Source organism: Micromonospora sp. CA-248212, assembly GCF_050948405.1.
Taxonomy (GTDB): Bacteria; Actinomycetota; Actinomycetes; order Mycobacteriales; family Micromonosporaceae; genus Micromonospora.
This window is the reverse complement of sequence record NZ_CP192023.1, coordinates 4,655,938-4,667,683: the sequence shown is the minus strand read 5'-3', so window position 1 is coordinate 4,667,683 and position 11,746 is coordinate 4,655,938. Positions and strand designations below refer to the sequence as shown.

General features: G+C 66.7%; 10 protein-coding genes and 1 pseudogene. 5 read left to right on the top strand and 6 right to left on the bottom strand.

The annotated features are described in order from the left end of the window. Positions 1–682: 682 nt before the first annotated feature. The 6 genes from ACQP03_RS21945 to ACQP03_RS21920 all read right to left on the bottom strand — a co-directional run bounded on the left by ACQP03_RS21945 (position 683) and on the right by ACQP03_RS21920 (position 5,624). Positions 683–1,120 carry an SRPBCC family protein gene (locus ACQP03_RS21945; RefSeq protein ID WP_357174138.1) on the bottom strand — a complete coding sequence of 146 codons (438 nt, stop codon included), beginning with the start codon at positions 1,118–1,120 and terminating at the stop codon, positions 683–685. Positions 1,121–1,501: 381 nt separating this feature from the next. Further along, the gene (locus tag ACQP03_RS21940; protein WP_357174135.1) at positions 1,502–2,176 is read right to left on the bottom strand and encodes a DUF998 domain-containing protein; all 675 of its coding nucleotides are present in this window, start codon (positions 2,174–2,176) and stop codon (positions 1,502–1,504) included. A gap of 187 nt (positions 2,177–2,363) precedes the next feature. Further along, positions 2,364–3,632: a low temperature requirement protein A gene (locus ACQP03_RS21935; RefSeq protein WP_357392396.1), complete on the bottom strand. Its 1,269-nt coding sequence runs from the start codon at positions 3,630–3,632 to the stop codon at positions 2,364–2,366. A 103-nt stretch (positions 3,633–3,735) separates the two neighbouring features. Then, complete coding sequence (locus tag ACQP03_RS21930; protein ID WP_357174129.1) at positions 3,736–4,335, bottom strand: TetR/AcrR family transcriptional regulator; 600 nt, start codon at positions 4,333–4,335, stop codon at positions 3,736–3,738. Next, positions 4,328–5,164, bottom strand: a complete 837-nt coding sequence (locus ACQP03_RS21925) for an alpha/beta fold hydrolase (protein ID WP_357174126.1) — start codon at positions 5,162–5,164, stop codon at positions 4,328–4,330. Before ACQP03_RS21925 ends, ACQP03_RS21930 begins: the two co-directional genes overlap by 8 nt. Before the next feature lie 40 nt (positions 5,165–5,204). Beyond that, the gene (locus tag ACQP03_RS21920; protein ID WP_357174123.1) at positions 5,205–5,624 is read right to left on the bottom strand and encodes an ATP-binding cassette domain-containing protein; all 420 of its coding nucleotides are present in this window, start codon (positions 5,622–5,624) and stop codon (positions 5,205–5,207) included. Positions 5,625–5,759: 135 nt separating this feature from the next. On the opposite strand from ACQP03_RS21920, the gene ACQP03_RS21915 reads away from it, so the two are divergent. From ACQP03_RS21915 to ACQP03_RS21895, 5 genes and pseudogenes are all read left to right on the top strand, one after another. Further along, positions 5,760–6,740 carry a helix-turn-helix domain-containing protein gene (locus ACQP03_RS21915; RefSeq protein WP_357174120.1) on the top strand — a complete coding sequence of 327 codons (981 nt, stop codon included), beginning with the start codon at positions 5,760–5,762 and terminating at the stop codon, positions 6,738–6,740. A gap of 270 nt (positions 6,741–7,010) precedes the next feature. Further along, the gene (locus tag ACQP03_RS21910; RefSeq protein ID WP_357174117.1) at positions 7,011–7,337 is read left to right on the top strand and encodes a DUF6355 family natural product biosynthesis protein; all 327 of its coding nucleotides are present in this window, start codon (positions 7,011–7,013) and stop codon (positions 7,335–7,337) included. 877 nt (positions 7,338–8,214) lie between these two features. After that, a complete protein-coding gene (locus ACQP03_RS21905; protein ID WP_357174114.1) occupies positions 8,215–8,772 on the top strand; it encodes an SMI1/KNR4 family protein in 558 nt (185 codons plus the stop codon). 222 nt (positions 8,773–8,994) lie between these two features. Next, positions 8,995–10,200 (top strand): annotated as a pseudogene (locus tag ACQP03_RS21900) (cation:proton antiporter); the annotation flags it as partial. A 253-nt stretch (positions 10,201–10,453) separates the two neighbouring features. Then, on the top strand, positions 10,454–11,743 hold the full coding sequence (locus tag ACQP03_RS21895) for an ArsB/NhaD family transporter (protein WP_357134631.1): 1,290 nt from the start codon (positions 10,454–10,456) through the stop codon (positions 11,741–11,743). Positions 11,744–11,746: the final 3 nt, after the last annotated feature.

Below are 11,746 nucleotides of genomic sequence, written 5' to 3'. Positions count from 1 at the left end.
ATCGCGGTGCCGTTGGCGTTACCGGAAGGTCCAGGGGATGACAGGCGCAGGCGAGGGGCCGTCCGGCTTGCGGTCCCGGCGAGGGAGTCGTCGTCCTTTCTGTCGACAGATGGCCTGCGGATCGCATGCTCAGGGAACTGGATGGAATGGCGCGGATTCGTTGGGTTGTGGTGGGACTGGCTTTGGTTGGCCAGGGGTGTGATGACGCGGGTTTCGGCGCATGGTGCTCAGGGTTGGGCCTTCGGGCAGTTGATGGTCGGTTGTGGTATGCAGCCGTGGCGGATGTGCATGTTCTCGGCGTCGGTGGTGGTGCTGGTCCAGGACAGGAGGTTCACGTGGTCGAGTCGGCTGCGGTGTTGGTTGAGCAAGGCCGTGGCGCGTCCGGAGCGTCTGGCGGTGGGTTGCACGGCTAGGAACGCGAGGTAGTAGTGGGGTTCGGTGGGTCGGTCCTTGGTGAGCAGTCGGTCGAGTAGGTCGAAGCGGTCGGCGTGGGGGGCCTGCGGCGTCGCTGAGGCGGGTGGGGTAGTTCGCGGGGGGTGGGATGGGCCGGTATCGGGGTAAGCCGACGGTGGCGGCGGTGGCGTCGTCGGTGAGGTAGATGTCGCCGTAGAACATGGCGTCTTGCCTGCGAGGGCTGCGACTTGTCCGAGCTGTCACGCCGAGTTGCTGCGGCTGGTGAAGGTCACTCCGCGGCGATGTGGAGATGATCGAGCCAGGCCTTGAGTGATCCATCCAGTGCGGTCTGCATGCCCGCAACGTCGGCGGTCACTGGGGCGCCGCTCCAGGACTCCTCGGTGTCAACCTGTACCCCACCGTCGACGAGGGTGAATGTCCAGGAGTGGATTCCCGTGATGCCTTCGGTGGGTCCGCCCCACAACGTGTGTCGTTGCGGCTCGACCTGGTAGATGGTGGAGGAGATGGTGAGGTTGTAGGTCTCCCATGTAAAGGTCGCGCCGGGCCGGAAGTCGTCTTCCAGGTGCGACCGATCGATGGCCTTCTGCCAGTTCGGCCACGCGTTGACATCGGTGTGCAGCCGCCACAGGGTTCCGATGGGGGCGGCGATCACGATCCTGTGCCTGGAGATGACGGGTGCTTGCTCGTCGATGCTGTTTATGCTCACGATGGCGCCTCCTTGAATATGAGTTGAGCCCTACGGGGCGACAACGGATCGGGTCGCTACTGGTAGAACATCTCGTCGAACGACAACGTCGCCGCGGCAGGCGTCGCAGCCGACTCGGTCGCGATACCGCGACCGTGGGGTAAGACGCCGGCGTGCGGGTTGGACGGCCTTGCCGATGGGTGTGACCGGCGAGTCCTGCGTGGAAGCTCCAGCGCGCGGTCGCATTCGTGGCAACCCGCATCCAGCGGGGCGGTGTGCTGTGCATAGGCGCAACCGACTCACTGGAAGTGATGGGGGTTGTGGACCTGGGGCTTGTACCCGGTCGTCGATCGGGGTTCTGGAGCGGGCGGGTCAGCTGCTTGTGGATGCCGTGCTTATGGACTAAATGGTCGCGGTGACGTGGGGTACGCGGGAGTCGGCCCGGCTGCGCAGGAGTGTGACGGCGACGACGAGTTGCCAGATGACGATGGTGTAGACGGAGCCGCGTTCGATCGCACCTGAGGGCAGGCCGGCATCGAAGGTGAGGAAGAGAGCGGTCACGGAGACCAGGCCGAACGCCGCGACGATAATGCTGACCAGACCGATCAGCCGCGTCTCGGGAATCTTTCGCCAGTGGATGCCCAGGACGAGGGCGAGCACGTTCCCGCCGACGATGGCCAGCGTTGCTCCGGTGAAGTGCAGGGGAAGCGTGCCGTTCTGCTGGGCCTGTAGGGAACCGTGGAAGGTTCCGACCAGGATGTAGCCGATCATGGTCACGACCCCCATCACGGCGGTGAAGGTGCGCCGTCCGCCGAGCGTCCGCGATAGCAGCACCGCGGAGATCCCGAAGAGGATGCCCTGAACGATGAATCCGGTGTTCATGACCACGTGCAGCGGGGAGTTGAGTTCGCGGCCTTGGAACACCCCGGCGGTTGCGGATCCGAGGTCGCTGATCCAGTTGTCGGCGTAGCTGTAGGTAGGCGATTTCCACGCCGCGGCCGCGATCGCTTCGGCGGCGAGATAGATCACCGGGCCCAGAAGGAAGGTGGCAGCCGCGAGGGGGCGGAGCTTGTTCATGATGTGGTCCATTCCGGTCTAAGTAACTAATTGGTCGGCCAGATTCGAGGGGAGAGGGGTGTTCGTGGCCGAGTCACGGCGGTTTCACGGGTGGCGGATGCTGTGGGTGAGGGGGTGTGTGCCCAGGAGGTGTCGGGTTGTGCCGGTACGGGCACTTCGGGTGCGATGGCTGGCTCACTGGAAGGGTTCATGAGCCGCCCGCGCGGTCGGGCGCTTCATTGGTGGGAGCGGGCTGAATGGGCTTCAGTCGTCGTTCGAACCAGAGGTGGGCCAGGACTATCAGAGCCACATAGACCACGAGTGTTCGGGCGCTGACGGCGGTGGCGAGCAGGCCGAGCAGCAGTGGGGCCGCGATGCCGGTGGTGACCCGTGAGATCGTCCTTTGCAGATCGGAGCTGTGGCTGGCGACGCCGGTGACCACCCCGAGGGTGAAGTAGGCCGCAACCGCGCCGCACAGCAGCCAGCGACCTTGGTCGGGCAGTGGGTCGGAGCCGTGGCTGACCGCCAGGGACAGCGGTACGGCGATGGTGGCGACGACGCCGGTGACCAGGCAGTGCAGGCCGAGGGCGGAGCGGGTGGGGATCCGGCCGACGCGCAGGTGCGGCAGGCCGGCGTATCCGAAGACGACCGACAGGCCGAACATGCCGGCCAGCAGGATGAAGGACGCGATCGCGGTGGCCAGCAGGCCCGGGTCGTACCGCGTCTCGCCGGCGGCGGCGACGATCTGGACCACCGATTCGCCCAGCACGATGATCACGAAGAGTCCCAGCCGCTCGGCCAGGTGGCCCGGATCAACCGATACCCCGTGGATGACCAGTCCCGTGCCGTCGGGACGGCCTCCCGATCGAGGGCGACGTCGAGTACGTTCTGGCGCGGTGAGGTACGACTGGACCCGCTGCAGGATCCTGCTGCCGGACAGGACCAGGATCAGCAGCAGGTCGAGGCTGACTCCGGCGGCCCAGAGCGCGAGCTTCCAGTGTTCGTCGGCCCAGAGCGACGCGAACCAGGGCAGCAGTCCGGCCGAGTACTGCACGACCGGGAAGTCCAGCAATACGGCGCCGCGTTGCCACGACTTGGACCCGTAGACGCGCGTGGTGATGTAAGCGATCGCGAAGACGTTGAGCGGACGGAGGTCGTCGCCGTGCTCGAGCACGGCGTGCGCCACGCCGGGCACGGACGCGGCCATGGTCCCGAGGCCGAACATGCCGACCATCAGCCGCAGCACCCGGGTCTGGCCGGCGGCTACGTTGCCGTACAACATGAACGTCGTCCAGGACAGCCACAGAGCCAGGAACAACAGGGCGTAGAGACCGAGCGCCGCGCCGTCTAGTTCCGGCCCGAGCACGTGTGCCAGGGCAGCCACGCCGGCCACCGCCACGAGGTCGAAGAACAGCTCGGCCCAGCTCGCGTGCCGCTCGATCCTGGAGTCTTGGGGCTCTTCGTCGATGGTCACCATCAGTGGCTGCCGGGTGGTGGTGTCGCGGTGATCGTGGGTGCCCGGGTGATGCTGATGTCGGTCCTCCGGGATGAGGTGGTCGGGTCGGGTCGTCGACGATCCGTCAGCGGACGAGGGTGCCGCTGGTCGTGGTAGTGATGGCGTGTAGGCCGCGGTCGAGAAAATCGACCATCCAGGTGAAGCTGTCGTCGACAGATGCGTCGAACCGGAACCCGCCGGCTGCTTCCAGGGTCGAGAACCCGTGCAGGACGCTGCGGAGCATCCGCAGGGCGTGAATCTCCTGGCTGGAGTCCAGGTGGTAGCCGCGAAGCATCGCCGCCCAGGAGGCGACAACCCGTTGCACGGCGGGGATGATCGGGTCGTCGGGCCCGGTCGCGCGGGAAGAAGCGGCATCGCCGGCCGCGTACCGGCCGGGGTGCTCCAGCACGTAGGTCCGCATCGCCTGCGCGCCGGCGGCGAGGGCCTCACTGCCGGCCCGGCCCTGGATGGCGTCACGAATGGCGTCGGCGAACTCGGCCATGGCCTGGACAGCGACACGGTGGACCAGATCAGCCTGGCTGGCGACGTGTTTGTAGAGCGCCGGGGTCTTTACCCCGAGCCGTTCCGCGACCAGGCCCATGCTGAAGTTCTCGAAACCGACCTCGTCGACCAGGGCGGCCGCGGCCTCGGTGACCGACAGCGCGGTGAGCCCAGCCCTAGGCATTCGCCAGCGTCTTGTTCAGGAAAGGCCGGGCCAGCGCGAGGACCTGATCCGGTGTCTGGGCGTGCGGATAGTGACCGGCGCCCTCGATGACGGCCAGCTCGCCGAGGCCCGGGGGCAGGTCGGCGATGATCTTCTCGCCCTCGGCGCGGGGGTCGGCCCAGTCGGGGTCGAGGCTGCCCTCGATGACCAGGACCGGGCAGGTGACGTTGGCCAGCTGCGCGCCGGCGTCGCTCGGGCTGGTCTTGCACATGGCCTGCAGAACCTTCATCCGGCCGGGCTCCGTCAGCTTCGCCTCGATGCGTCTCAGTTCGGCGTCCCAGTCGGCGGGCTTGACCGGATACGCCGCGTCGAGGTACTTCTTCCAGCTCGCCAGCCTTCCCAGCACCATGACCTGCCCCATCTGGCTGTAGCCGGTCCGGAAGCGCTTCACCCGCAGCAGCCCGCCAAGATCAAAGGGTTGTACGCGGGTGAACGGCGCCAGCTCGATGACGCCGTTGATCAGATCGGGCGCGGTAGCCGCCGCGATGGTCGCCGCGCCGCCGCTGATCGACTGCCCGATGATCACGGCCGGGCCGCCGAGGTGACGCACGACGGCGACGAGGTCGCTGGCGATGTCGGTGCGGCTGTACCCGTCCCAGCCGAGGCTGGAGTCGCCGCAGCCGCGAATGTCGACGTTGGCGACCCGGTACCCGGCGTCGGCCAAGGCCGGAGCCAGGAAACGATACGAGTGCCGGCTGTCGCCGATACCGTGCGCCAGGACCACGAGAGGACCGTGCCCGGACACCTCATAAGTGAGGTTGTTGCCGGCGATGCTCAAGGACTCGGTCATGACGACCTCCACAGAATTGGTTAACGGCGCTTCCTCGAGGTTAACGGCGTTTCCCTGGTTGAGTCAAGATCTTTTTCGATGGCTTCGGCCCTTGAGGACCAACGGCAGTGAATCCGGCGTCAAGCGCTGAACCGTCTGCTAAGTCCGTTATGGCGGCAGTTGATCTCAGCCGCATCGGCGCCACGGTGACCAGCCCAGGGATCGTGAACCGGCGGCCGACCCGCTCCCGCCGACGGTTGTCGCGCGGGCTCTGAAAGAGGGCGGCGACGCGGGTCCGGAGGGCGATTGGTACGGCGTAGCGAACGGCGGTGACCGGGGTGCCGTCGATGCTGACCCGGCCATGGTCGGGGTGGTGCAGGAGTGCCAGGACCCGGACCAGTGTCGACTTTCCGCTGCCGGACGGTCCGCGTAACCCGACCGTCTCACCCCGCCCGATGCGCAGGTTGACGTCGGCGAGCACGACCTGACGGCGTAACCGACGCTGACCACGTCAAAAGCCCTCAATGCCTGACCGGCACCATAACATCGCAACGCCGCTATATCGACGCCAAGCTATCGTGATCTGACCCCTGCAGCGACAGCGCGAAGGTGAGTCATGGACGTAGTCAGCACCACCGAGGTCCCGGTTGAAGACGGGTTCGCCTTCTGGCGCGAGGTAAACTCGAAGCTCTGGGTGCCCTACGATTTGCGCTGTGAATCGCAGTGGGAGCCCGGATTTCGGGCTCAGGTCGGGATCAGCGAGTTCGGGCCCGTGCAGGCGACATTAATGACCACGATGCCGCACTCGGTCCACCGCACTCCCAAGCTCATTCGGCAGGCCGATCCCGAGGTGTTCAAGCTGGGTTGCCTTGTGCGTGGTGGCGGCATGATCACGCAAGACGGCCAGCGCACAGATTTCGGCGTGGGGGACCTGATACTGTATGACACCTCTCGGCCCTACCTGGCCGAATTCACCCCGGATGTGCCAGTTAGTCAGCTGTTGCTCCTGCGCTTCCCGCGCTTGTTACTGCCGTTGCCCCCCAGGGAGCTGCGGCGCCTGAGCGCAGTTCGCATCCCTGGCGCCCAAGGCGTCGGCGCATTATCTTCACAATTCCTGCTGCACCTTGCCCGGCACATGGACGAACTCAGTCCGTTGGACGCGGCCCGGCTGTCCACCCTCACCATTGACGTGTTGACAGCGGCACTGGCCAACGCGCTGGACGTCCAAAGCGCGGTGCCCTCCCACACCCGACGGCGAGCGTTGATGGCTCAGATCCACGCCTTCGTCCGAGAGAACCTGGGCGATCCGCGCCTGACACCGGACGCGATTGCCGCAGCGCATCACATCTCGTTGCGATACCTGCACAAGCTGTTCCACGAGGAAGGGCACACGGTTGCCGGCTGGGTCCGTGAGCGTCGCCTGGAGCAGTGCCGACGCGACCTCGCCAACCCCCAACTGGACGCGCGCCCGATCCACGCGATCGCCGCCCAGTGGGGGTTCACCAGCCCGGCACACTTCAGCCAGGTCTTCCGCAGCGCCTACGGTCTTTCGCCACGCCAGTTCCGCGAGCAGTCCGCGAGAGTACGCGCAGACTAAAGACTTGTGCGCTTACCAGTAACGACAGACTCGGCTGTGGCCTGCACTCTTATCTTAGGAAGTCCGCTCAGTCAGGGTTGAATCTGATTCCGGCTTACGGAAGAAGGTTCACTTGAGCGTGTTGCATCGATCCGTGTTTTCGCGATGGAAGGAGCGCGACGAAGTACATCGATCACTCCATGCAGCCAGCAGCATCATCTAGGCCGCAGCGGCGGCTGACAGGAGACCATTGTGAAAATGTGGTACAGAACGGCGTTTCGGATCTCGGCAGTGACCGCGATCCTTGGCGCACTCACCCTGTCCGGGACCGTGGCACAGGCAAGTCCGGGCGCCAGCTCCCGCCTGTCCCAACCCGAAACCACCGCGATTTCGGAGCAGGCCAAGCCCGGCAGCGAGGACGTCGCCGTGCAGGTTTGCGGCTACTACGAAGACGCGGTGACGGCCTGGTACAACCACTGCGGGAACACCCATGTGCTCATCTACGTCGACGCGACGTGGCCCCGCGACGACTGGAGCTGGTGCATCGGCCCGGGAACGTGGGACATCGGCGGCGCCAACGCCGTATCCAACGCCTGGTACTCGGGTCAAACCTGTTGAACCGCCAGCCAGGCGCTGCGCGATCCTCCACCTGCGTTCGGTGGTTGTGGATCAGGTCAGCGAGTCAGATGAGGGTGCGGTCGGACAGGGGAATCGCGGCAGGGTAGGACAACAGCGAGGCTTCCGGTTTTGGCGTCGGATCTTGGTCGACTGCTGTCTTACCGGGAGCCTCGCCCTACGTCGATCCCTGCCCCCCACCCCACCGCCGTGACCAGCCCCGTCGCGATGAAGAGGGCTCATTCAACATCGCGCTCGCCCTCGGCAACATCGGCGCTGTCAGGTCGCGCCTCGGCCAACACAGCATCGCGGCGCGCTACCTGAGAGTTTCACTGGGACTCTGACTAGACCGCATCCGCTCATGCCGCAGCGCGCTAGGCAGCGTCCCGCCAGGCCTCTGCCGTGACGTGGTACGCGGCCTGCTAACGACGCCCACCTTCGAACTTCGCTCACATGGCGGAGACCGGCGCTCAACTGCACCCGTGTCTACCCTGTGGCCTCACGTTCTGGCAGGTCAGAGCCGGTGCGGCGTCCTGTTGACATCCGAAGTGGTCACTTTTCGCTGCTCAACAGGCCTAGCGCAGCGCATGCCGTGCTGTCGAACCTCGTCGCCGCATAGCCGATTACCAACGAAGAAAGCGATCGCTGAACGAGGGCGTAAGGGGCAGCCCGTTTGCGACGAACAAGGATGCTCCTTTGTCTTCAGGTCTGGCCGGGCTGCGGTCGTGCCGTGTGTCAACAGGTAGCCCGCGACTCGCGCCATCGAGGCGCCGTGCCGCCGCGCCCGTGAAGAATGCGTGGAGCCAAACCTGGACCAGAGGGTGAGGTTGGGCCGGACCAACTCCTCTCCGCCCGGTCCAACGTGATACGACTACGCGTCATGGACAGCTACACCCAGCTAGGCGACCTCGTCGAGCTTCGAGCTGCCTTCGTGGTGGATGACGCCACTGAATCGGCTCTGGGCTGGCCAGGGGTGCACGCCTTTGAAGCGGAGCATGGGGTCGTACTGCCGGAGCCGTACCGAACCTTCGTCGCGGAGATCACCGACGGATCGTTCTCCGGACCACCGGACTTCGGTCTCCTCGGCGTAGCCGAGATGCCCGATGACTGGGGCAACGATCGCCCGGTGCGCGAGTTGGCGGCCTCGTTCCCGCTGATTGAAGCGTGGCTGTGGGAGGAGGACTCCCGGCCGGTGGAGGAGATCGAGCCGCTGCTCGAACCCGTCTTCGACCATGGTTCGATCGTGCTCGGCACGGATGGCTGTGGGATGTACTGGCATCTCATCGTGACCGGCCCGCATCGCGGGCATATCTGGAATATCAGCGGTGAGGGTGCGGTGCCCTTCGGAGCGGAGTTCGGCTACACCACCGGGGCGTCGGGGTTCGTCGGGTGGGTTCGGCACTGGGCGGCCGGCAAGCCATGGTTCGACGCTGCTTGAATCGGTCGCTGCCGTCAGTGATGGCAAGACGGGGAGTCTTGGCGGTTCTGCACGAGCTGGTGGTACGCACCCGACTGCACGGGCTCCCCAACCTGACGCGAATCCGGCTGGCGCTGGCCGCCGTCGCGCCTCGTGTCGGTGGCCGTTACGATCACCGGGATCCGTGGAGCGCCGGGAAGTCTGGTCGGCACCGTGCTGGTTCGCGCTCTCGGAGGGGTTTCCTTGCTGCTGCTGTGCTTCGCCGCCGTCCTGCTGGCCGCTGTGCTCGTCTCGGCACTGGCACACCGCACCATCCTGTCCACCGCGGCGCTGTTCCTGCTTGCCGGGTTTTTGCTCGGCGAGGACACCACCGGTGTGCTGCACCTGCGCGCCGACTCGCCGATCGTGGCGCAACTCGCCGAGCTGGCGCTGTTCGCGGTGCTGTTCACCGACGGGATGCGGGTCGGGTGGGCGGACCTGCGTTCGGCGTGGCGGCTGCCCGGACGCGCACTCGGTTGGGGACTACCGCTCACCCTGCTCGTCACCGCGATACTCGCCCACTACGTCGCCGGCCTGGACTGGCCGGAAGCGCTGCTGATCGGGGCGATCCTCGCCCCCACCGACCCGGTGTTCGCCGCCGCGCTGGTCGGCAACGACAAGGTTCCCGCCCGGCTGCGGCACCTGCTCAACGTCGAGTCCGGCGTCAACGACGGACTGGCGCTGCCGTTCGTGGTGGTGCTGCTGGCGGTCGCGGCCGGGTCGGACGATTTGCACCTGGGTGAGCTCGGCACCGAACTGGCGGTAGGCCTGCTGATCGGCGTGTTGGTGCCGCTGGCGGCGATCGCGCTGGAACGGACCCGCTGGTTCGCCGCGTCCGCGGCGTACGCGCCACTGAACGGGGTGGCGATCGGCCTGCTGGTGCTGGCCTTGGGAAAGGCCACCCACGGCAACCTGTTCCTCGCCGCGTTCGCCGCCGGTATCACCGTGGCGACCTTCGGCCCGCGCGAACGGGCCGCGTTCGAGCACTTCGGGGAGAACATCGCCGAACTGCTGAAGCTGGCCGCGTTGCTGGTGTTCGGGGCGCTCATCTCGGTGGAGTTCCTCGGCGAGATCTCCTGGGCCGGCTGGGTCTTCGCCGTCCTCGCCATCGTGGTCGCCCGACCGGTGGCGCTGTGGATCTCGTTCCTGCGCTCCGGGCTGGGCTTGCGGGAACAGGCCGCCGCGATGTGGTTCGGCCCCAAGGGCTTCGCCTCGGTGGTCTACGGCCTGCTGGTCCTCGAGTCCGGCATCGGCGCGGCCGACGACGTGTTTCACCTGGTAGCGCTGACCATCGTCCTGTCCATCCTGGCGCACTCCTCGACCGACGTCCTGGTCGCGAGGGCGTTCGACGACGCGGATGAGACTCCCGGGTGGCATGGCGTGCTGCGCCGGATCCGCCGGGTGCGACGCGCGACGGTGAGCTCGGCACGGCGAGCCGACCTCGCGCCCGGCCAGGACCGGACCACGTCCGCTGGCGGCGACGGTGCCGTACCGGACAGCGATCGCACTGGCGGGCCGAAAGGGCAGAGCCGTCGACGGCCCGAAGGCGGCGAACCCGTGCAGAACGGTGGCTGACCGGTCCGCCTGCTAGGTTGATCTCAGGTGTGCCGGGAAGCCTGGTCGGCGTCGCGGTGACGGCTGACCAGAACCGGAGAGACGCCCCATGAGCACCCTGGCCTGGATCGCGGTGGCCGTTTTCGCCGCCGCCTACGTCCTGATCGCCACCGAGAAGATCAACCGGGTGACGGTGGCGGTGGGCGGTGCGTCGATCATGCTGGCGATCGGGGCCACCGACGCCGAGCACGCGTTCTTCTCCGAAGAGGCGGGGATCGACTGGAACGTCATCTTCCTGCTGCTGGGCATGATGCTGATCGTCGGCGTGCTGAAACGCACCGGCCTGTTCGAGTACCTGGCCATCTGGAGCGCCAAGAAGGCCCGCGGCCGTCCATTCCCGATCATGGTGATCCTGGTGGTGGTGACCGCCGTGGTGTCGGCGGCGCTGGACAACGTCACCACGGTGCTGCTGGTGGCGCCGGTGACGCTGCTGGTCTGCGAGCGGCTCGACGTGCCGCCGATCCCCTTTCTGATCGCCGAGGTGATGGCGTCCAACATCGGTGGCGCGGCCACTCTGGTGGGCGACCCCCCGAACATCATCATCGCCAGCCGGTCGGGGTTGAGTTTCACCGACTTCCTGAACGTCATGGCCCCGTTGGTGCTGATCGTGATAGTCGTGTTCATCGGCCTGTGCCGGATCATGTTCCGAAAGGCATTTCGCTACAACGCCGAGCGCGCCGCGCGGGTGATGGCGCTGCGGGAGGCGGACGCGATTCGCGACCGCCGCCTCGTCGTGATCAGCCTGGTGGTCCTCGGCGCGGTGCTGGTCGCGTTCGGCCTGCACACCGTGCTGCACCTGGAGCCGTCGGTGGTGGCCCTGCTCGGCGGGCTGCTCCTGCTGGTGCTGTCCCGGCTGGACGCGGAAGAGGTGGCCAAGGACGTCGAGTGGCCGACGCTGGTGTTCTTCGCCGGCCTGTTCGTCATGGTCGGCGCACTGGTCGCCACCGGGGTGATCGACAGCATCGCCCGGTCGGCGACCGAGGCCGTCGAGGGCAAGTTGTGGCCAGCCACCATGTTGTTGCTCTGGGCCTCGGCGGGGTTGTCGGCGATCGTGGACAACATCCCCTACGTGGCGACGATGAGCCCGATCGTGAGCGAGTTGGTGAACGCCGAGGGCGGGCTCGACAAGGCGCAGGTGCTCTGGTGGGCACTCGCCATCGGGGCTGACTTCGGTGGCAACGCCACTGCCGTGGGTGCCTCGGCGAACGTGGTGGTGCTCGGCATCGCCGACCGGGCCGGGCACAAGATCACTTTCTGGGGGTTCACCAAGTACGGCCTGATCGTGACCGTGATCTCGGTGGCGATCGCGGTGCCGTACCTGTGGCTGCGGTTCTTCTGACGC